A 20447-nucleotide genomic window follows, 5' to 3' on the forward strand; every position below is an offset into this window, starting at 1 on the left:
AGGCCCGAATACGAGGAAGGAAGGAATAGGAATGACCGAGATCACGATCCAAAAAGCGCCGGGCAAATGGAGTGTCCGCTCGGGCGGTGCGATCCTGGGCGAGACAAACAACGCCCTGGAACTGCACGAAGGCGACAAGGATCCGGTGATCTACTTCCCGCGCAACGACATCGCGATGGCCTTTTTGGACCGTACCGACAAAGTAACCCATTGCCCCGGCAAGGGCGACGCAACGCATTTTTCCATCGTCAACAAATCATCCGTGACCGAAAATGCAGTCTGGAGCTATGAGAACCCAATCCCGGACGTGGCTGAGATCAAAGATCATCTGGCATTTTATCCTGTGGAATCAGTGAAGGTAGAGCAGATTTAGTCTCTGCTTAGCGATCTTTGTTGCGCATTCAAACGGGCCGGAAGGCCCGTTTTTTGTGACGATTGTAAAGATTCTGGAAGCGAAAGCGCTCTCTATTTCCTACCCTCACGCAGCTGTGGAATGCATGTGAGCGGCAATTGCGGCACACTTACCTGAGGGTATCACCGGAGGCTTCCATGTTGATTTCACGTCGCGGTTTTGCAGGGATGATCGGGGCTGGTGCGCTTGCCCCAAGCGCGCTTTGGGCACAGCAGGATCCAGTGCTTGAAGCTTTGCGTAGCACGCTGGAGGGGCGACGTACCGCGTTTGAGGCGCAGATGGCGTACCTCAAGGATCGTGGGCAGCCGGATGTTGTTCCTGGGTTGTTGACCGCGATGCGTTATGCCGACCGTCGGCGAGACGAGATCGTCGAGGTGATGGAGGCTCTGACCGGGCAGCGCTATGGCAATGACTGGTTCGAGTGGATGCTGTGGCAGGAGCGGAACCCGCAGATTACCCCTCATCCGTCGCTTATCCCGTTCAAGCGCGAGGTTCTGCTGCGGATCGACCCGAACTTCGACGTGTTCCTGCAACCCGAATACCTGCAACGCGACCTGATGAGGATCCGTTTGGAAGAAATCGCATGGGGCGGAGTGCATAAGGACGGTATTCCGTCTTTGGACAACCCAACTCTGATTTCACCTTCGAATGCCGGATATCTTAAAGGCGATGATCTGGTCTTCGGCGTAGCAATCGACGGGGACGAGCGTGCCTATCCGTTGCGGATCATGGGTTGGCACGAGATGTTCAATGACGTGATCGGCGGAGTACCCGTGGCGCTGGCCTATTGCACGCTTTGCGGGTCCGGCATTCTTTTTGAAACGCAAGTGGCGGGGCGGCGAAAACCGTTCATTTTTGGCTCGTCAGGGTTCCTTTATCGCTCGAACAAGCTGATGTTTGACCGCGAGACACATTCGCTTTGGAACCAATACACCGGCAAACCTGTTGTGGGTTCATTGGTGAATAGCGGCATCACGTTGAAACAGCGCCCGGTTGTGATCACTACGTGGGACAGTTGGAAAACCTCGCACCCAAAGACGCGCGTCTTGTCTCTGAATACCGGGCATCGGCGCAATTATGGGTCGGGTGTCGTCTATAGAGACTACTTCGCCTCAAGCGAGTTGATGTTCCCGGCTGTGGTGGATCAGTCCAGACATCGGCAGAAAGATTACATCTTTGCCGTGCGCCAGTTCGGAGCCGCGCGCGCATGGCCGCTGGATGCATTCAAGCACAAGCCGGTGATAAACGACGCCATCGCCCAAACGCCACTGGTTCTGATCGGGGACCCAAAGGAACGCAGCGTACGCGCCTATGAGCGCAAAGGTCATACATTCAAGGCCACGCAAACAGGTTTGCAGGATGGCAGAGGTCAAAGCTGGACCGTGACCGAAGACGCGTTGATCGGAACGGATGGCACACGCTTGTCTCGGGTTGCGGGCCACATCTCTTATTGGTTTGCGTGGGACAATTACCTGGGAGATGCAGCCAGCGTCTACGGTGGTTGAGGATCAGGAATGTTCCTCGGCCGCGGTGGCGGCAAGCGCCCTGTTGTAGGCCTTGAGCGCATCAATGTGGTAAAGCGCACCTACCGGTGTTTCAGTTCCATCGGCATCCAGAATAACTACCGGAATACAAGGGATGTCCGCCCGGTCGAAATAGGGCATGGCGGCTTCCAGTGTGGCGCTGGCCTGAATGCACAGGCCCTGCTCGATCAGTCCTTGCGCTTCTTCCTTGGTGATCGAACGCGGGTCACCGATTGGGCGCATCACGGCCCCGGCGCGCAGCATGGCCAACAGATATGCCTGCGGCCCGGCCGCCAGATGGACATCCCGCCGTTCCAGTTGGGTCAGGAAGAAGGACCGATCCACAAGACGCGAGGCCAGCGCAGTGGACATAGAAACCGTCACCATCACCGCAAGACCGATCTGCCAATCCCCGGTCAGTTCAAAGACAATCAGTGTGGTCGAAATAGGTGCACCCAGCACCGCGGCAGCCACAGCACCCATTCCGGCAAAGGCATAAAGCGTGTGTGTTCCGGACACGTCCGGCAACAGACCGGTGGCGATCAGTCCAAAGGCCAGCCCGGTCAGCGCGCCCACCATAAGTGAGGGAGAAAACACACCACCGCCCATTCGCCCGCCCATGGTGATGGCAACGGCAACCGTTTTGGTCACGGCAAACAGGATGGCCGTTGTCAGCACCAGATCACCCGTCAGAGCACGGATTGTGGTCTCGTATCCCACGCCGATGATATGCGGGAACCAGATCGCCATCAGCCCCAGCATCGCGCCAGAGACCGCCGGGCGCAGCCACCCCGGTATGGACAGACGGCTTTGGATATGACTGCCGATATCCTCGGCAAAGAAGATCGATCGCATCAGCAGCAGGGCAACAAAACCACAGATCAGACCGAGGATCAGGAAAGCCGGAAGTTCGACATAGAATTGCAGCGACCCCGGCGTATCCAAGGTGAATTCGGTAACATCGCCGTATTCCAGCCGGTTTATCACCGTTCCCGCGACCGAGGCGATAACGATCGGCGCAAAGGCATGAACGGCGAAGTGACGCAGCACGACCTCGAGCGCGAACAAGGCCCCCGCGATAGGCGCGTTAAAGCTGGCCGATACGGCGGCGGCAACGGCACATCCCAATAGGTCACGTCCCGTGATCCCGTCCGCATGGATGCGGTTGCTGACCCAAGTGGAAATCACTCCGGCCATATGCACTACAGGCCCTTCCCGGCCCGTTGACCCGCCCGAACTGAGCGTGATCAGAGAAGCAAAAAACGACGCGATCCCGGCCTTGACCTCAACCCGGCCGTCCGTCACGGCGGCGCCTTCGATTACATCGGCCACAGACCGTACACGCCCGTCATTGGTGAACCGGTTCAGGATGACGCCCACAAGCAGGCCGCCGACGATGGGAATGATCAGAACCATGAACCACGGCAACTTCTCGGCATGGCTGTGCAGCAGCAGGATATCATCCGAGTCGTAAAGGTAAGCCTGCAGGGAACGGATGGCTTTGCGGAAGCCAAGCGCCATGAACCCTGCCGCGATACCGATGGCCAGTGCGATGAACCAAAACTGGATCTGGCTCGGCCCCCGGCGCAGCATCACCCGCCACGCATCCTTAATCGCGGCCAGAGCCTGATTGAACTGGTTGCGCAGAACGGTGCGGGTCGATTGGGTCATTGGCCCTCGGGGATCATCTCTTAACCCTTAGTAAGCCACGGAGCGCCCATATAAAAGTGAGATAGCGACAGTGTGAGCACTGATTCACGCCACAGGCATATCAGGCTTGCAGCAGGGCCCGGGCAGCAGCGCGTGCTTCCTCGGTGATTGTATCACCTGCCACCATTCGCGCGATCTCATCCACACGGTCCGGTTCCGCCAAGGGAATTACGGTGGACAGGGTTTGTCCCTTTGTCACCTGTTTCTGCACACGCCAGTGATGCGCGGCACGGGCGGCAACCTGAGGCGAATGGGTGACAACAAGAACCTGACCGCCCTGCGCCAGTGACGCCAGCCTGCGCCCAACTGCATCAGCTGTGGCACCGCCAACGCCTCGGTCAATTTCGTCAAAGATCATCGTGCGCGCGCTGTCATCGCCAGTAAGACAGACCTTGAGCGCCAGCAAAAAACGACTGAGTTCACCGCCCGATGCAATCTTGTTCAAAGGACCGGCCGGAGCGCCGGGATTGGTCGCCACGGTGAACGCCACTGCGTCAGTACCTTCAGGGCCCGGCTCTGCCAAAGTGAGCTCGGTTTGGAACACTGCGCGTTCCATCTTGAGCGGGGCCAGTTCAGTCATGACGGCAGCATCAAGCCGCCCAGCAGCCGCCTTGCGGGCTGCGCTCAGCTCGGCAGCGGCGGAGTCATAAGCGTTCTGCGCCGCGTTCACGGCTGTACGTTTATCCGCCAGATCGGCGTCACCCGCCTCCAACCGATTCAACCGGTCGCGCAGAGTGTCGGCAAATGTTCCCAGATCATCCGGTGATACATCATGCTTTCGCGCTTGAGCACGGATGGCAAACAGGCGTTCTTCGGCCTGTTCCAGTTCTGCGGGGTTGAAGTCCAGCGCCTGAAGGCAGGCATTCACGCCGTCCTGCGCCTCGCCCAGTTCGATCATCGCCCGCCCAAGCGCGGCAATCGGTTCTTCCAATTGACCACCTGCGTTGTCTGACACGCCTTCCAACCAGCGGATCGCGTCAGACATTGCACCTTCAGCCCCATCCCCGGATAACAGCGCGAAAGCGCGGGCGACATCATCCCGGATGCGTTCGGCCCCTTGCATCATGCGGCGGCGGGCATCCAGTTCGGCATCCTCGCCCGGTTGCGGATCAAGCTGGTCCAGTTCGGCCACAGCGTGGCGCAGGAATTCTTCTTCGCTGCGGACAGCCTCCAGTGCGGCCTCGGTTTCGGCCAGGGCTTTACGCGCACGGGACATCTCGGAACAGGCCGCACGCACTTTGGCCAAATGCCCCGATACATCAGCGAAATCGTCCAGCATCGCCCGATGCCCGCGCGGGTTCAGCAACCCGCGATCGTCATGCTGGCCATGTAGTTCGATCAGGGTTTCGGACAATGCGCGCAGCACTTCGCCCGAGCACCGCCGATCATTGACCCAGGCGGTCTTACGCCCCTCAGCAGTGTTGACCCGACGCAGGATCAGTTCTTCGCCGCCCGGCAAGCCGGCTTCAGACAGAATTGCATGAGCGGGATGGTCGGTGGAGAGTTCAAACTCGGCGACGACCTCGCCCTGTGCTGCACCCTGCCGCACCAATTCGGCCCGTCCGCGCCAGCCCAACACAAACCCTAGCGAATCCAGAAGGATCGATTTGCCAGCCCCTGTTTCCCCGGTCAAAGCGTTCAAACCCGGTTGGAAGGTCAGTTCCAACCGGTCGATGATGAGCATGTCGCGGATATCTAGGGCGCGCAGCATCGGGTCTTTAGCGTCCCAAGCCAGAAGCCATGGCGATTACAACCATTCACCCTTGATGGTCTGACGATAGATCGTGCTGAGCCAGTTGTTGCCACGGCTCTTGAGATCAAGACCGCGCGACGTCAGCAACTTGTAGGCATCGTCATACCATTCCGAGGACTGATAGTTATAACCAAGGATAGCACCGGCGGTCTGCGCTTCGTCCAACAGGCCAAGGGACAAATAAGCCTCGACCAGACGATAGAGCGCTTCAGCGGTGTGAGATGTCGTCTGGAAATCTTCAACAACAACGCGGAATCGATTGATCGCTGCGATGTAGTGATCCTGACGCAGGTAATAGCGCCCGATTTCCATCTCTTTGCCTGCCAGATGGTCAAAGGCGAGGTCGAATTTCAAAACCGCCGAGGTGGCATATTCGCTGTCGGGATACACCTCGATCACGGTGCGCAGCGATTGCAGCGCCTGAAAGGTCAGGCCCTGATCGCGCCCGACCTCATCGATCTGATCATAGTAGCTGAGCGCCAGCAGGTATTGCGCGTAAGCAGCATCTTCATCCGTGGGGTAGAAGTCGATATATCGCTGCGCCGCAGCCCGGCTTTCTTCATAGTTCTTGTCCGAGTGGAACGAAAACGCCTGCATGATCAGCGCACGTTTGGCCCAATCGGAATAAGGATACAGGCGTTCAACTTCCGAGAAATACCAAGCCGCATCGTCCGAGCGATTCTGCGACAGTTCGTATTCACCACGGGTGTAGATCTGTTCCGGCGTGAACCCTTCAAGGTTCTGGCTCCGGTCAGCGCCTTTGTTGCCGAAAAGGCCGCCTCCGTTACCACACGCTGTCAAAACTGCTGTCAGAAAAATCGCGCCTGCGAGTCTGACTGCCGCTTTGCTGCCAACCATACCGCCCATCCTTGTCGTCTTACTTAATGGGGTTCGCCCCGAATTGAGCCATGGTCTAGCACAGAAAATTCCGGTGCAAAACGCCTTATGCAACATCTGGCGCAAATGTCGTCAGAGTTGATCTGATCAGGCGACTTCCGGAATTTCGTTTACAATCAGCCCCTGCCCCGGCAGACGTGCGGCCTGCTGCGGCGTACACAGCACCGGACGCACCGCACCGGGTGTTTCGAACAGGTTGCGCAGAAGGGTGTTGGTCAGAGAATGGCCCGATTTGTTACCTGTGAAGTGACCCAGAATCGGTCCACCCGCCAGATAGAGATCGCCCAGAGCATCCAGCATCTTGTGACGCACAGCTTCGTCGGCGCGGCGGAAACCGCCGGGCGTCAGCACCTCGTCGCCCTGAACAACAACGGCATTGTCCAGCGTACCGCCCAAGGCCAGCCCGTTGGCACGCATGGCTTCGACATCCGTGCGACGGCAGAATGTACGGCAATCGCTGAGTTCGCGCGCAAAGGAACCGTTGCGCATATCCAGCGTCTTGGTCTGGCTGCCGATTGCGCTGTCTTCGAAATCAATGTGGAAGTCGATGATCAAACCGTCGGCAGGAACGATACTGGCATCCGCGCCTTCGCGCGATGCAGTCACGGGCTTCAGAACCTCATAGGCCAGAACCGGGCTGGCTTGACGGCGCACGCCTTTTGCCATGATACCGCGCACGAAGTCGATCGAAGACCCGTCCATGATCGGCACTTCGGGACCATCAATCTCGATCAGCGCATTGTGTACACCACATCCGGCCAATGCGGCCATGATATGTTCGATGGTTGAGACCGAGACGCCTGAGTCATTCACCAGACGGGTGCAGAGCGGGGTACGCTCAACCGCATGGTAGATGGCGGGGATCATTGCATCGCCCAGATGAATATCCGTACGTTTGAACCAAATCCCATGCCCCGCTGCAGCAGGCTTGAGAACCATGGTTGCGGGTTGGCCGCCATGCAGTCCAACGCCTTTGAACGTGACCGGAGATTTGAGCGTATGTTGCAAAATGGGCCTCGGTGAGCAGTGTCCAGCCTGCGAGGGCTGTGTTGGACACTCAGTTAAGGAAGCCTGCGTCAAGGCTCAACTCACTCTTTGTAACCGAATGAAACATGTATGTAACAGATCGGCAAAACCCTGCTTACATATTCGTAAACTATTATTTCTAAACGATAAAGGGCCGCTAAGAAGCGGCCCTGTGAGTGGATTTTGTTACCGCGATCAGTTGGCTTGACGGCGCAGGAAGGCAGGAATTTCGATACGATCCTGCTCGGGATCGGCCTCATCCTGGACCGGCGCGGTGGCCTCGGACTGGCGCAGAACCGGTTGCTGACGTGGTGCTTGCGCCGGTGTATCCGCAGCGTGACCGGTCATCCGATCGATCAGACGATTGAAGCCAAAACGCGACCGCTCTTCAGGTTCGGGCTGCGAAACGGCCTCGGTCTGGCGCGGTGCAGCCGGACGCTGAGGCGCGGACGGAACCTTTTGTACAGCCGCCTGCAGACGCTGCAGCGCTTCGGGCGACGGTGTCCCCGCCGCATGGCTGCGAGGGGCGACAAAGCTTTCGGGCGCGGGTTCGACGTGTTCGGGTTGCGGCTCAAAGTCCGCGACGCGCGGCTGGTACGCCGGAGGCGGCAGATCATCCTCTTCCCGCTCGTCTCGCGGCTGGAACTGCGGTTGCGCAGGCTCTTCCGCTGCCTCAAACAGCGAAGGTTCACGAGGCTCTTCCATCTGAGGCGCGGCTTCTACCATTTCGGCTGCAACAGGTGCGTCTTCCTGAATGTGCTCTTCCGCCGAAACGGTGCGTGTCAGTGGCTCGGACATTGACCGACGCGCAACAGGTACATCCACAGGTTTTTCGCTGGCGTCGATACCGGTCGCAACGACCGATACACGCATGCCGCCTTCCATGGCTGTGTCCAGCGTCGACCCGACGATGATGTTTGCTTCGGGGTCCACTTCTTCGCGAATGCGGTTGGCCGCTTCGTCCAGTTCGAACAGAGTCAGGTCGTGGCTGCCGGTGATGTTGATCAACACGCCCTTCGCGCCTTTGAGGCTGATTTCGTCCAGCAGCGGGTTGGCAATGGCTTTTTCTGCCGCTTGAACCGCACGATCTTCGCCGGTTGCCTCGCCGGTTCCCATCATCGCCTTGCCCATCTCGTCCATTACGGCACGAACGTCGGCAAAATCGAGGTTGATCAAGCCCGGGCGAACCATCAGGTCCGTAACACCCTTAACGCCTTGATACAGCACGTCGTCTGCCATCGAGAACGCCTCCGTAAAGGTGGTTTTTTCGTTGGCCAGACGGAACAGGTTCTGGTTCGGAATGATAATCAGCGTGTCGACAACCTTTTGCAGTGCTTCAACGCCGTCTTCGGCCTGACGCATCCGCTTGGCGCCTTCGAATTGGAAAGGCTTAGTGACGACACCCACCGTCAGCACACCCAATTCACGGGCGGCTTGCGCGATGATCGGTGCAGCGCCGGTGCCGGTGCCGCCGCCCATACCGGCGGTGATAAAGCACATATGCGCGCCTGCCAGATGATCGACGATCTGCTCGATGCTTTCTTCGGCGGCTGCCGCGCCAACGGTTGGACGAGCCCCTGCGCCCAGACCTTCGGTGACCTTCACGCCCAACTGCACGCGTGCCGAAGACTGGCTTTGCTGCAGCGCCTGCGCGTCGGTGTTGGCGACCACAAAGTCGACGCCGTCCAGCTGTTTCTCAATCATATTATTGACGGCGTTCCCGCCTGCACCGCCAACGCCAAATACTGTAATCCGAGGCTTCAGTTCGTCGTGCCCGGGCATCGAAAGATTCAATGTCATGCTCTGTCCGCCTGTATTTATGTCCCGCCAAAGCGGTGTTTTTCTTACCTATCCTTGGTCGATTCTAGCTGGATGATGCGAAAAGGTCACGTCAAAAATCGCGTTTTGCCACAAAATATGGAGGAATTAAGGCAGTAACCGGCGGCATTTCGCAGGCACTGCCAGATATAGCGGAAACATCGGCGACCATAACAAGACACCCATCACCCCGCGAAGAAATCCCCTCCTTCACGCTCTGACAGACTACCTTCTACATTGCGGAAAACTGCTCAGGTCCTGCCGCGAGGCCTCTGACGGGCCCTGTGGATATTTTGAGGGATAAATCTGCGCGCCGCAACCGGAAACTTCAACTGGTCGGGGCATTTGGACAGTTCAGGCTGCTTTCCGTGATACTACGCACTTCCTGAATTTCTCCGTCTGCAAATGAAGCCAGCCTCACCATCAGGCGGCCTTCGTGCAAAAACGGCCACCAGCAAACCGGGATTCCGTCCGGGTCGTTGTCATAAAGAAAGCAGATCTGACCGTTTGGCGTCGTGATTTGCCCATAAACACATCCCCGGCCCTCTTCCCGCCAAACCGAGACGCGACGGTTCAGAAATTGCTCTGTCCCGACCAGATCGCCACTGCGAATCTCGTAAAACGTAAGCGTCTTGCCGACCGCAGCGTCCAGAAACGCGTCTGGCGTGATCATACTCTGCGCCGTGGCCCAGCCCGGCAACAGGGCAGCGCCCAGCGCGGCCCAGCGCAAGTGCTTACCAGTTATCACGGAACCACCGCACTGCGCGTTTGAACGGGCGCGCAGCATAGGTGTCGACCGGGATCTCGAAATCCCACCATTCATCCTGAGGATGGGCCGCAAACAGGCTGAGACCCACGGCAGAGGAAAACGCAGGGCCCGTCGCCGATTGCGGCAGGCCATGCACACGCAACGGGCGTCCCAGACGCACGCGCTGCCCCAGAATGCGGGTGGCAAGCCCGTCTAGCCCCATGATCTGGCTGCCGCCCCCTGTCAGAACGATTTGTTGGCTTGGCATATGTTCGAACCCAGCGGCGTCAAGACGCACGCGGACCTCTTCCAGAATCTCTTCGACGCGCGGGCGCATGATGCCGATAAGCTCGGCCCGGCTGACGGTGCGTCGGTCATGTTCCCAGTCGCCAGTGTCGCCACCAATATCGATCATATCCCGGTCATCGGCCCCGGTTGCGTGCACGCCACCATTAAAGGTTTTAATCCGCTCGGCCACAGCCGCAGGCACACCCAGACCCATCGAGATGTCGCTGGTTACGTGATCGCCGCCCATTCCGACGCAATCCGCGTAGATCATGTGCTTCTTCATGAAGATCGACACGCTGGTGGTGCCACCACCCATGTCGATACAGGCTGCGCCCAGCTCCTGCTCATCTTCGACCAAAGCGGAGATACCCGACACATAGGCCGAGTTGGCAATACCTGCGAGCTCAAGATCACAACGCTTGATACAACGCACGATATTCTGGATCGCCATCGCGTCCACGGTCAACATATGCATGTCGACCGCGAGGCTTTGACCCATCTGGCCGCGGGGATCGATCAGACCCGATCGGTTATCGAGCGCAAAGTTCACCGGCTGCGCATGCAACACCTCGCGCCCCTCACCGTAATCTGGCACGTCGCAGGCGTTCAGAACACGGCCGACCTCGGCCTCGGTCACAAGCTGACCATCTAGGTCGACTTGCGCATCCAACCCATAAGAGCGCGGATTGGCCCCCGAGAAGCAGGCGATCACATGATCGACGCGCATATCAGCCATCTTCTGCGCCGCTTGCAGCGCGGTACGGATGGCACGTTCGGTTTCCTGCATGGCGGTGACTTCGCCAAATTGTACACCGCGCGAGCGCGTGGTTGCCGCGCCAATGACGCGGAACCCGGTCTGGCCAGCCATCGAACCGATGGTGTTGTCTTCACTCAGCCGACCCGTGCCGTCAAAACGCAAAACAAGGCAGGCGATCTTTGAGCTACCCACATCCAGAATGGCAATCACACCGCGTTGCAATGCCTGCCGCCGCATCTGACGCATAGCGCGTTGGGACTGATAAAGATCGGTCATCATGGTCGTTACTGCCCGTTACTCACGTTCACTCTTGTATTCCACCAGTCTTCGCTGGCGGCTTTGCTCATTCGGATGGTTGGACGCTGGCCAAGGCGCATATCGACTACGGCCACATCACGTTCCAGAAGGTCCTGCACTTCGTTGACAGCCAGCACGCGTTCGAGCGCACGCACCGGGCGGGTGGTCGGCAACATGATGCGCTGGCCACGGTCCAGAACCAGATCCCAGCGCCGCTCGCCTACGCGCACCAGCCCACGCACGCGGTTGCCCAGGCTGCGCGAGGTTTGAAAGATCTCAAGCGCTTCAGCGACATGAGCGTCCGCGCCCTTGCCGGCAATCAAAGGCAGGTCTGAATGGTCCTTACGCGAAGGAGTCTCTTTGACGTGGGCTCCGGTATCATCCAACAATTCCAGCCCATCGCGGGTGCGCCAGACGATCGCTGGCTGACGCTCAACTACATCCACCTGCAGGATACCGCCCGGACGGATGCGCACGGTTGCTGATTTCACCGGGTCCAGGCCAGTTATCGTATCGCGCATGTGTTCGACATCCAGGTCCCATGAACTGATCGGGAAATCCAGAGGCACGACCTCGCGGATGTCCTCGGACAAGCTGGTGCCACCCCCATCAATGGCCATCAGATTGACCATGAACTCAGGACGTTCCTGAATCGAAGTGCGGATATCGGCCACAAAGGCCGTGACAGAATCGCGCCGCTCTGGCGAGGCGAAGTAAAGCCCAACGGCCGCAGCAACAGCACAGATCGGCAAACCGACTTTGACACCCATGCGGATGCCCGGCGTGAGCATCCAGCGCTGAAGCCTGTAGCTCAGGCGCGACGGTGCCGGATCGCTGCGGCGTGCGGTGCGGGAAAACACCCGCGCCCCGCGCAGGCGCAAAATCGGCTCTGCTTCGTGCGTTTCCGTGTCTGCCGATGCGAAATCGGCATCCGGCCCCGCAAGGGGTTTGGATCGATGGATTTCCAGTGAACGGCTGGCGGTCAACGGTCGCATGAGGCGTCCTCCACCATCCAGGCGCAAAGCTGGCCAAATGTCATACCCAGATGGGCGGCCTGTTCCGGGGCCAGCGACGTGGGCGTCATTCCGGGTTGCGTGTTGGTCTCCAGCAGAAACAGACCATCAGCGCCCATGCTGTCATCCCAGCGGAAATCGGTACGGCTGACGCCCCTGCACCCCAACGCATCATGCGCGCGCACGGCGTAATCCATGCAACGATCGAAAATGTCTTGCGGAACGTCAGCGGGCAGAACATGCCAAGATCCGCCGGGTTTGTACTTGGCGTCGTAGTCGTACCAGCCATCATCCGTCATGATCTCGGTCACGGTCAGGGGTCGGTCCCCCATCACAGTCACGGTCAGCTCGCGCCCGGCCACGTATTTCTCGACCATGACCTGATCGGGCATCGCCTCATCCAGCTGCGGCGGACCATTGGCGTTTTCGTGCACGATGTAGATACCGACGCTGGAACCCTCATTATTGGGCTTGGCCACATAGGGCGGCTCCATCACGTGGACTTCGATGACTTCGACCTTTGGCACGATCACGCTGGGCACGATCGGCAAGCCCTCGGCCTGGTACACTTCTTTGCTGCGCTGCTTATCCATCGCGAGAGCCGAGGCCAAAACGCCGGAATGGGTGTAGGGAATCCGCATCCACTCCAGCAGACCCTGCACACAACCATCTTCACCCCAGCGTCCATGCAGGGCGTTGAAAGCCACATCCGGTTTGATGTCCAAAAGGCGCGCATAAAGGTCGGGACCTGCGTCCAGTTCGACCACTTCAAAGCCTTCTCCCACAAGGGCGGCTGCGCATTCGCGCCCAGAGCTGAGAGACACCTCGCGTTCCGCCGAGGGTCCACCCATCAATACCGCCACTTTGGGGTTTGTCCTGCTCGACATTCCCAACGTGCGCCTCAATGTCCCCGGACCTTATGTGGTGGTCCGTACTGCGTTTATGCCTTTGATCCGTCGCCTGAATTAGCCTGTTATTGGTCTGACGGTTGGGGCTTTATTCTTTCAGCGGATCACCGACCCGCATGATTTCCCACTCTAGCGTGATGCCGCTTGTTTCGTAAACCTTTTTTCGCACTTCTTCGCCCAGACCTTCCAGGTCAGCGGCAGTGGCCGCGCCGGTATTGATCAGGAAATTCGAGTGTTTGGGGCTCATCTGTGCACCACCCAGCGTCGCGCCACGCATTCCGGCGTCATCGATCACTTTCCACGCCTTGAGATCATGCACGTCATCCGCCAGCCCCGTCGACGAAAACCCGGCCGGATTGCGGAAAGTTGACCCGGCGCTGCGATCTTTAGTGGGCTGGGTTTCATCACGCTTTTTCAGTTGCGCTTCCATACGGGCATGAAGCTCTGCCGGGTCGCCAGAGGGCCCTTGAAACGTCGCCGAAATCAACACGGAGCCTTCAGGCAGATCGGACTGGCGATAGCGGAAGTTCAGGTCTTCGGGGGTCAGGTCAAGCAATTCACCCCGTCGGGTGACAATAGTCGCTTTACGCAAGACATCCGCCGTGTAGCTGCCATAACAGCCCGCGTTCATCCGAACTGCCCCGCCAACAGAACCGGGTATGGTACGCAAAAAGGTCAGATCGACCCCGGCATCCGCTGCTTTACGCGCCACATGGGCGTCCAATGCCGCCGCGCCTGCGGTGACCGTGTTACCCTCGATCTCGATCCCGTTGAAACCGCGTCCCAAGCGGATCACCACAGCGCGCAAGCCACCGTCACGCACGATCAGGTTTGAACCGACACCCATTGGGAAAACCGGAACATCCGACGGAAGACCACGCAAAAACGTTTGCAGGTCCTCGACGTCGGCGGGTTGGAATAAGTAGTCTGCGGGGCCACCAACGCGCAGCCATGTCAGATCGTTCAGCGGTCGGGCCAGGGTCAGACGACCCCGAACTTCGGGCAGATTGCTCATGTGGTTGACTTTTTCGCCAGGCTGCGCCCGCCAACACCACCCACGATAGCAGCAAGCAGGAACGGCAGGACCGATCCAGTCAGCCAGATGAAGGGACCAAATGCCTGCTCCTCCTCGCCCGTGCTGACGCCCGCAAGCAAAACGATCAGCGCCAACGCAACTGCCGAGGTCAGGCTGATGAGCCAAAACAATCCTCTGACACCAATCCAGAGCCCGGCAATAAGCCCGGCAACTCCGCCAAGTATCAAAGAAATGAGTGGCAAATAGGCGAATGTGGCAATATCGACCATGTGGCCTCCTGAATATGGCCGTTACTTGTTGGCCGTCTTCATGCCCTGCATTTTCGCTTTTGTCCAACGGCTCAGGCAAATCACCGGCCAGCGCAGCATCGACATGCCCATACCCAGCACCAACAGGCCGATCCACGGACCGTGCTGATATGTGACATAACCTAGAATCGGGATTCCCACGACAATCAGGATATAAGCACGTGTCCAGTGGTTATCGTTGCTGGGAACCATCGCAAGGATATTGGCGGACAACCCCCAAAGAGCGGCCAGAGCAAGGGACCAACTCATTCCGCCACCTCTCGGCCCGTCCATTTACGCCAGAAAAAGCGGATCGGATTGCGGAACATCGAAACAAAGCCGCCAAAAGCGAGAGCAGACCAAACCCAGCCATGGTCATATCCCAACCAAACGATCAAAACCGGCGCACAAATCAAAAGGACAATCCCCGGTGGGAATTGCAGCCGCATTGGCATCATCGCCACAACAGTGGCACAGATTACCCAGAGGGCTGAAAAGATCACGGAAAAATCCATTTCCCCCTCCGAAGGATGGTGATGGCGGGTAGCAGGTCAATACATCCTATGGTTGCGCATCAACGACCCGGAATGTCAAACGGCTTGTTTTCTCATCAGTCTCTCTGGCAGACCATTGGCCCATGCACTGATGGTCCCTGCCCCCAGGCAGACGACCATGTCCCCTGGACGGGCTTGTTCCCGAACCAGACGTTCAAGATCGTTTTCGTCCAACAGCGCACGGGCATGGCGGTGGCCGTGGCGGATAAGCCCTTGCACCAGATCATCGCGGCTGGCCCCTTCAATCGGGTCCTCCCCGGCCGCAAACACTTCGGCGATGGCAACCACGTCCGCATCGTTGAAACAAGTGCAGAAATCATCAAACAAGTTGGAAAGACGTGAATAGCGGTGAGGTTGGTGGACAGCGATGACACGACCTTCGGTTGCTTGGCGCGCAGCCTTGAGGACAGCAGCGATTTCGACCGGGTGATGGCCGTAGTCATCGATGATGGTAACCCCATCGACCTCCCCGACCTTGGTGAAGCGACGATTGACGCCGCCAAAATTTGCCAGGGCCTCGCGGATCTCATTCGCTTTCATACCCAAATGGCGGGCAACCGCCACCGCAGACAGCGCGTTCGAGACGTTGTGGTCCCCAGGCATCGGCAGGGTGCAACCTTCGATCACTTTATCTTCGTATTGCAGGTGAATGTCGAAATGCGCAACGCCGCCTTTGTAGGTCAGATTCTCGGCCCGCACGTCAGCCTGTGCATTAAAGCCGTAGGTGCGTACACGGCGGTCCGTGATGCGCCCGACCAAAGCCTGCACCTCGGCATGATCCGTGCAGCAAACGGCCAGACCATAGAAAGGCAGGTTCGAGACGAATTCGTGGAACCCATCACGCAATTTGTCGAAATCCCCCCAATGCTCCATATGCTCAGGGTCGATATTGGTAACGATTGCGATGGTCGCGGGCAGACGATTGAACGAGCCGTCGGATTCATCCGCCTCAACCACCATCCATTCGCCCTGCCCCATGCGCGCATTCGAGCCATAGGCGTGGATGATGCCGCCATTGATCACGGTCGGGTCAAACTCACCCGCCACCATTAGCTCAGCCATCATCGTGGTCGTGGTGGTCTTGCCGTGCGTGCCCGCAATCGCGATGTTCGAGCGCAGGCGCATCAACTCGGCCAGCATGTCAGCACGCCGGACAACGGGCAGTCCTTGGGCGCGTGCCTCATCCAGTTCCGGGTTGCCGGGTTTGATTGCAGTCGAAACAACCACGACGGCGGCGTTTTCAAGGTTTTCAGCCCGCTGCCCGACGAAGATTTCAGCCCCCAAACCCGCCAGCCGGTCAGTGATTTTCGATGCCTTCAGGTCCGAGCCCTGCACCCGATACCCCAGATTCAAAAGCACCTCGGCGATCCCGGACATCCCGATCCCTCCGATCCCTACAAAGTGGATCGGTCCTACGTCTTGCGGCAGTTTGGTTGCAGGATTCATGCGGTCTCCTTCTGCGCCAGTTGTTCGACAAGATGCACCAAACGCTCGGTCGCGTCGGGGGCACCGGTCGAAAGGGCGGCATGGGCCATTTTCTGTGCGGCTTCGGGGTTGGTCAGAACCGTGGTGATTTGCTGCGTCAAGGCGCGAACGTCAAGCGCATTTTCAGGGATCATGATCGCACCGCCCGCCTGTACCAAGCCACGCGCATTGGCGGTTTGGTGGTCTCCGGCAGCGGCGGCAAAGGGGATCAGGATCGAGGGTCGCCCGATGACCGAGATATCGGCCACGCTGGATGCACCCGAACGCGAAATGACCAATTGGGCGTCCGACATGCGACGGGGCACGTCCGCGAAAAAGGTCTGAACTTCGGCGCGGATGCCATGATCATTGTAAAACGCTGTGACTCGTGCACTGTCCTCATCCCGGGCCTGATGTGAAACGCGGATGTGGTTGCGGATGTTTTCAGGCAAGGCGGCAATGGCCTCGGGCACCACGTCGCTGAGGATACGCGCACCTTGTGAGCCGCCCATGACCAAAATCGACATCGGATAATCGCCGGGTGGAATGTATCCCGCGGCGGCGCGGCCCAGAACGGCGGCGCGCACCGGATTGCCTGTGTGGACGCCCTGTGCCCCCTCGGGCAGATCGGTTGGCCAGACACCGCATGCAACCTGTGCAACGCGAGTGGCGAACAGCTTGTTCACACGGCCCAACACACCGTTCTGTTCATGGATCATGCGCGGGATTTTCAGCAGCGTTGCCGCGCCCAGCGCAGGGATCGACGGATACCCGCCAAACCCGACAACCACGTCGGGCTTATTACGCATCATCTGGAACGCCATGCTGGTCACGCCGCCCACGATCTTGGGGCCGACCAGCGCCTTGGCTGCTAAACCGCCGCGCGCAAAGGTGGCCGAGGACACCTCGGTAATCTCGGTCGCATCCGGGAAGGCGCCGGTATAGCGCGCACCGCGTGCATCGGTGGACAAGCGCACGCGCCAACCTTTGTGAAGCAAAGCCTCGGCCAGGGCCTGAGCGGGGAACATATGCCCCCCGGTTCCGCCAGCCGCAATTAACAGGTAAGGGTTCCCCATTATCCTCGTCCGCGCAGAATATCACCAAGCTCGCCCTGTGGACGGGTTCGGGTAAAGGCCAGCAACATGCCGATGGCAATGCCGCCCGCGATCAGCGACGACCCGCCATAGCTGACGAAAGGCAACGTCATGCCCTTGGCGGGCAACAGGCGCACGGCGACGCCCATGTTGATCATCGCCTGAACGCCGAACATACAGGCCAATCCGGTGCCTGCCAGACGTATGAACATGTCCCGTTCGCGCATCAGCCGCAGCAACGAGCGCACGACAATCAACGCATAGAGCGCGATGATGATCAGCACCAGGATCAGGCCGTATTCCTCGGCCGCGACAGCAATGATGAAATCGGTATGGGCATCAGGCAGGGACCATTTCACTTGCCCTTCCCCGACACCAACGCCGAACAACCCGCCTTCGCGAATGGCGTTGGTGGCATAGCCAAGCTGGGTGGTCGGATCGACCTCTTGATTCAAGAAGCCATCGATGCGGCGGGCAAAGTGTTCGGAGTTTGAATAGGCAAACATACCAGCCAAAACGACCGCGCCTGCCATGCCGACGAGCAAAAGCATCGGGGCCCCTGCCACGAAATACATCACGCCCCAGCCGAACAGGATCAGGCAGGCCTGACCGAAATCGGGCTGCATCACCAACATCCCGACGATCGACATGCACAGCGCGAAGGACCAGATACGCCCAGGAGGGCCATTGATCTCTTGCGAGGCCGCCAGCAACCATGCGGCCACGACAATGAAACCGGGCTTCAAGAACTCGGACGGTTGCAGAGAGGCAAAGCCCAGCGAATACCAGCGGACAGCACCTTTGCCAAAGTCGGTTCCGAAGACCGGAAGGAAGACCAGCGCTACAAATGACGCCAGAAAACCAAGAACGGCCAAGCGCCGCACCAGCGTCGGTGACATCATCGATGTCAGCAGCATCGCGATTAGCGCCAATCCGCCGAAGATGGCCTGACGCTCGACATAATGGAAAGGATCGAACCCGTTGCGCCCGGCCAGCGGCGGCGATGAGGCCAAACCCAACAACAGACCGATGGTGAAAAGGATCAACACGCAGGACATCGTCCAGCGATCAATTGTACGCCACCACTTTGGTAGAATCGGTTCTCCGCGCTGGTCCTGGACCGCGCCATACACCATCTCAGTCATGAGATACCGCCACTCTCTGCCTCGTTAACGTCCCGTTTTCGGGATCTGTTCAAGAGTCTACATGTAATTTGGTGTTTGGGCTAGTGGAATGAGGGCCAAACCAGATTTTCAGCCCCATGCTGTTTCGTTCGAATGATCAGACCAGCGCCAGCAACTTCGCAACGTCCAGAAGACCCGCTTTTCCAAAAAGCTCATCCTTGGAAGGCATGACCGGATTACCGGCGGCATCCTTTTTCCCGTTCACGTCGTCCACCTGAAGCTCATTGACTGCGGCGGGCAACCAATACCAATGCGCAACACTGTGTCGCGTGGGGCTTGCATTCAGCCCCTCGAACAGGTCCTTGATGTCCTTTCCGGACAAATTGGCCGCAGATTTTCGCTGCATCAAGGCAATCGCCCCGGCGACCAGAGCACAAGCGCCAGACGTGCCGCCAAACTCTGTGTACAGCCCAGCCGGATCGTCTCCTGCTTTTGCCCGAGCAGCGACCGGCCCCGCAAGCGTTCCTTCGACATAACCACGAGGTCCCGGCACATCGAGAGTGACAAGCCGCTGAGGTGAATAGCTAAGGTAAGGTATTTTTTCCGTGCAAGATCCCGGTTTCTTGTGCAAGTCGGGATCTACGTGAAAATCGCCAGCAGAAGCGGCTTGCCGGTCAAGGCGGATCTGGTTCCGGTTATACACCTCTCCGTCATCCGAAGGGGCTACAACGGTCAGGTCGTCGTCGGACGAATAGTTTGAATAGCCAGACCGAAATGCCTGATAACTCACGGCACCTACAGAAATGACACCGTTATCCGTGTCGGACGACAAGCTGGCGGGGTAGATCAACTTGCTTCTACCATCATTTCCCGCAGCGCAAACCACAGGGATTTTTTTGCTGACCCATGTGATGACCTTGCTCAGAAGAGCCCAGTCCGCGCTGATGCCAAGTGCATCCTGTGACGGCTCACCTAGTTTGGTTTCGTGAATCCGCGTCTTTTCGTCGTCATCCAGATCAGGATACCCCGGCCAATGGTTCGGGTCCGCAACATCCCTTGGGAAAAGGATCACTTCGACATCCTTCGAAAAGGCATAAAGGAACGCTGCAATCAGTTCTCGCGGACTGGGAGAGATTGAGGTGGTGATTGGCAGGACTTTGCTCAGCGGGTCGACACCGAAATAGGTTGCGATGTTGCCCGCGTTACCGAACTGATCAGCCGCATAGGAGGTGCCGCTGGTTAGACCTGCGCAGCTGGTCCCGTGCGCGGCATAGCGGTCATCATAGGCGTGAACATACCGTTTGACACCGCACCCTGACCGGATTTCATCGACGATCTTTTCTTCTGCCGGAGTGAGCGTGCCGATGGTCGAGCCTGCGGGCAAGCCATTCAGCCAAGAAACCTTTTCTTCCCGATGCTTGGCAGCCGCTGGGAACGAGGTCAGCAGATCGTATTTCACCCCATATGGATGGCTGGCAAGATCAATCGCATCGTCCCATAGAATTTGTCCGTCCCCTGTTGGTGCATCCAGATTCGGGTGATAGGGCGCGACCCCCATATCGATCAGAGCGATATGTGCCTTGCTGTCCGGCGGCGGGGTGAAATCCCAAGCCACATCCCCAATCACCGGGCAAATCTCACCGCTTGCCGGAGGGGTCGGTACCGTGATCGCGTTGATCGCGACCAGATGCCAAAGATAGTAGAAACGTTCATAGTTTTCCTGACCGTCGGTCATCTC

19 protein-coding genes are annotated in these 20447 nt (G+C 58.6%); 2 read left to right on the top strand and 17 right to left on the bottom strand.

Going from position 1 to position 20447, the window contains the following annotated elements; translation table 11 throughout:
* The first annotated feature begins 31 nt into the window (after window positions 1–31).
* Both ACXADZ_RS12025 and ACXADZ_RS12030 read left to right on the top strand, forming a co-directional pair.
* Complete coding sequence (locus ACXADZ_RS12025; protein WP_171092280.1) at window positions 32–373, top strand: DUF427 domain-containing protein; 342 nt, start codon at window positions 32–34, stop codon at window positions 371–373.
* Between the two features lie 176 nt (window positions 374–549).
* Window positions 550–1917 (top strand): DUF3179 domain-containing protein, encoded by a 1368-nt coding sequence (locus tag ACXADZ_RS12030; protein WP_171184962.1) that lies wholly within the window; start codon window positions 550–552, stop codon window positions 1915–1917.
* Between the two features lie 3 nt (window positions 1918–1920).
* Here the strand turns inward: ACXADZ_RS12030 and ACXADZ_RS12035 are convergent, their stop codons facing one another.
* The 17 genes from ACXADZ_RS12035 to ACXADZ_RS12115 all read right to left on the bottom strand — a co-directional run bounded on the left by ACXADZ_RS12035 (window position 1921) and on the right by ACXADZ_RS12115 (window position 20444).
* Window positions 1921–3606 (bottom strand): chloride channel protein, encoded by a 1686-nt coding sequence (locus tag ACXADZ_RS12035; RefSeq protein WP_475196631.1) that lies wholly within the window; start codon window positions 3604–3606, stop codon window positions 1921–1923.
* A gap of 100 nt (window positions 3607–3706) precedes the next feature.
* Window positions 3707–5356, bottom strand: a complete 1650-nt coding sequence (gene recN / locus ACXADZ_RS12040; protein WP_475196632.1) for a DNA repair protein RecN — start codon at window positions 5354–5356, stop codon at window positions 3707–3709.
* Window positions 5357–5392: 36 nt separating this feature from the next.
* On the bottom strand, window positions 5393–6256 hold the full coding sequence (locus tag ACXADZ_RS12045) for an outer membrane protein assembly factor BamD (RefSeq protein ID WP_171092288.1): 864 nt from the start codon (window positions 6254–6256) through the stop codon (window positions 5393–5395).
* A gap of 126 nt (window positions 6257–6382) precedes the next feature.
* Window positions 6383–7303: a UDP-3-O-acyl-N-acetylglucosamine deacetylase gene (gene lpxC, locus ACXADZ_RS12050; protein ID WP_171092291.1), complete on the bottom strand. Its 921-nt coding sequence runs from the start codon at window positions 7301–7303 to the stop codon at window positions 6383–6385.
* Window positions 7304–7516: 213 nt separating this feature from the next.
* Window positions 7517–9121: a cell division protein FtsZ gene (gene ftsZ, locus ACXADZ_RS12055; RefSeq protein ID WP_475196635.1), complete on the bottom strand. Its 1605-nt coding sequence runs from the start codon at window positions 9119–9121 to the stop codon at window positions 7517–7519.
* A 346-nt stretch (window positions 9122–9467) separates the two neighbouring features.
* On the bottom strand, window positions 9468–9887 hold the full coding sequence (locus ACXADZ_RS12060; RefSeq protein ID WP_171092295.1) for a hypothetical protein: 420 nt from the start codon (window positions 9885–9887) through the stop codon (window positions 9468–9470).
* Window positions 9874–11208: a cell division protein FtsA gene (gene ftsA, locus ACXADZ_RS12065; protein ID WP_171092297.1), complete on the bottom strand. Its 1335-nt coding sequence runs from the start codon at window positions 11206–11208 to the stop codon at window positions 9874–9876. The genes ACXADZ_RS12060 and ftsA overlap by 14 nt, the downstream gene beginning before the upstream one ends.
* Window positions 11209–11216: 8 nt before the next feature.
* The gene (locus tag ACXADZ_RS12070) at window positions 11217–12224 is read right to left on the bottom strand and encodes a cell division protein FtsQ/DivIB (RefSeq protein WP_475196637.1); all 1008 of its coding nucleotides are present in this window, start codon (window positions 12222–12224) and stop codon (window positions 11217–11219) included.
* Entirely contained in the window at window positions 12212–13129 is a 918-nt protein-coding gene (locus ACXADZ_RS12075) for a D-alanine--D-alanine ligase (protein ID WP_171092301.1), read from the bottom strand. Before ACXADZ_RS12075 ends, ACXADZ_RS12070 begins: the two co-directional genes overlap by 13 nt.
* Before the next feature lie 109 nt (window positions 13130–13238).
* Window positions 13239–14165 carry a UDP-N-acetylmuramate dehydrogenase gene (gene murB / locus ACXADZ_RS12080; RefSeq protein WP_475196641.1) on the bottom strand — a complete coding sequence of 309 codons (927 nt, stop codon included), beginning with the start codon at window positions 14163–14165 and terminating at the stop codon, window positions 13239–13241.
* Window positions 14162–14455 (bottom strand): hypothetical protein, encoded by a 294-nt coding sequence (locus ACXADZ_RS12085; protein WP_475196643.1) that lies wholly within the window; start codon window positions 14453–14455, stop codon window positions 14162–14164. The genes murB and ACXADZ_RS12085 overlap by 4 nt, the downstream gene beginning before the upstream one ends.
* Window positions 14456–14476: 21 nt before the next feature.
* Window positions 14477–14743 (bottom strand): DUF2484 family protein, encoded by a 267-nt coding sequence (locus tag ACXADZ_RS12090; protein ID WP_475196645.1) that lies wholly within the window; start codon window positions 14741–14743, stop codon window positions 14477–14479.
* Window positions 14740–14988: a DUF2484 family protein gene (locus ACXADZ_RS12095; protein WP_171092309.1), complete on the bottom strand. Its 249-nt coding sequence runs from the start codon at window positions 14986–14988 to the stop codon at window positions 14740–14742. Before ACXADZ_RS12095 ends, ACXADZ_RS12090 begins: the two co-directional genes overlap by 4 nt.
* 75 nt (window positions 14989–15063) lie before the next feature.
* Complete coding sequence (gene murC, locus ACXADZ_RS12100) at window positions 15064–16473, bottom strand: UDP-N-acetylmuramate--L-alanine ligase (RefSeq protein ID WP_475196650.1); 1410 nt, start codon at window positions 16471–16473, stop codon at window positions 15064–15066.
* Window positions 16470–17567 (bottom strand): UDP-N-acetylglucosamine--N-acetylmuramyl-(pentapeptide) pyrophosphoryl-undecaprenol N-acetylglucosamine transferase, encoded by a 1098-nt coding sequence (locus ACXADZ_RS12105; RefSeq protein ID WP_475196652.1) that lies wholly within the window; start codon window positions 17565–17567, stop codon window positions 16470–16472. The genes murC and ACXADZ_RS12105 overlap by 4 nt, the downstream gene beginning before the upstream one ends.
* Entirely contained in the window at window positions 17567–18730 is a 1164-nt protein-coding gene (ftsW, locus tag ACXADZ_RS12110) for a putative lipid II flippase FtsW (RefSeq protein ID WP_171092315.1), read from the bottom strand. The genes ACXADZ_RS12105 and ftsW overlap by 1 nt, the downstream gene beginning before the upstream one ends.
* A 136-nt stretch (window positions 18731–18866) precedes the next feature.
* Complete coding sequence (locus ACXADZ_RS12115; protein WP_475196654.1) at window positions 18867–20444, bottom strand: S8 family serine peptidase; 1578 nt, start codon at window positions 20442–20444, stop codon at window positions 18867–18869.
* Window positions 20445–20447: the final 3 nt, after the last annotated feature.

The sequence above is a fragment of the Ruegeria sp. ABM4_193 genome, from assembly GCF_056158705.1.

Excerpts from the sequence above, each read along its gene's own strand:
- ACXADZ_RS12025 (WP_171092280.1), top strand. The coding sequence starts at position 32 with ATGACCGAGATCACGATCCAAAAAGCGCCGGGCAAATGGAGTGTCCGC.
- ACXADZ_RS12030 (WP_171184962.1), top strand. The coding sequence starts at position 550 with ATGTTGATTTCACGTCGCGGTTTTGCAGGGATGATCGGGGCTGGTGCG.
- ACXADZ_RS12035 (WP_475196631.1), bottom strand. The coding sequence starts at position 3,606 with ATGACCCAATCGACCCGCACCGTTCTGCGCAACCAGTTCAATCAGGCT.
- recN (WP_475196632.1), bottom strand. The coding sequence starts at position 5,356 with ATGCTGCGCGCCCTAGATATCCGCGACATGCTCATCATCGACCGGTTG.
- ACXADZ_RS12045 (WP_171092288.1), bottom strand. The coding sequence starts at position 6,256 with ATGGTTGGCAGCAAAGCGGCAGTCAGACTCGCAGGCGCGATTTTTCTG.
- ftsZ (WP_475196635.1), bottom strand. The coding sequence starts at position 9,121 with ATGACATTGAATCTTTCGATGCCCGGGCACGACGAACTGAAGCCTCGG.
- ftsA (WP_171092297.1), bottom strand. The coding sequence starts at position 11,208 with ATGACCGATCTTTATCAGTCCCAACGCGCTATGCGTCAGATGCGGCGG.
- ACXADZ_RS12070 (WP_475196637.1), bottom strand. The coding sequence starts at position 12,224 with ATGCGACCGTTGACCGCCAGCCGTTCACTGGAAATCCATCGATCCAAA.
- ACXADZ_RS12075 (WP_171092301.1), bottom strand. The coding sequence starts at position 13,129 with ATGTCGAGCAGGACAAACCCCAAAGTGGCGGTATTGATGGGTGGACCC.
- murB (WP_475196641.1), bottom strand. The coding sequence starts at position 14,165 with ATGAGCAATCTGCCCGAAGTTCGGGGTCGTCTGACCCTGGCCCGACCG.
- ACXADZ_RS12085 (WP_475196643.1), bottom strand. The coding sequence starts at position 14,455 with ATGGTCGATATTGCCACATTCGCCTATTTGCCACTCATTTCTTTGATA.
- ACXADZ_RS12090 (WP_475196645.1), bottom strand. The coding sequence starts at position 14,743 with ATGAGTTGGTCCCTTGCTCTGGCCGCTCTTTGGGGGTTGTCCGCCAAT.
- ACXADZ_RS12095 (WP_171092309.1), bottom strand. The coding sequence starts at position 14,988 with ATGGATTTTTCCGTGATCTTTTCAGCCCTCTGGGTAATCTGTGCCACT.
- murC (WP_475196650.1), bottom strand. The coding sequence starts at position 16,473 with ATGAATCCTGCAACCAAACTGCCGCAAGACGTAGGACCGATCCACTTT.
- ACXADZ_RS12105 (WP_475196652.1), bottom strand. The coding sequence starts at position 17,567 with ATGGGGAACCCTTACCTGTTAATTGCGGCTGGCGGAACCGGGGGGCAT.
- ftsW (WP_171092315.1), bottom strand. The coding sequence starts at position 18,730 with ATGACTGAGATGGTGTATGGCGCGGTCCAGGACCAGCGCGGAGAACCG.
- ACXADZ_RS12115 (WP_475196654.1), bottom strand. The coding sequence starts at position 20,444 with ATGACCGACGGTCAGGAAAACTATGAACGTTTCTACTATCTTTGGCAT.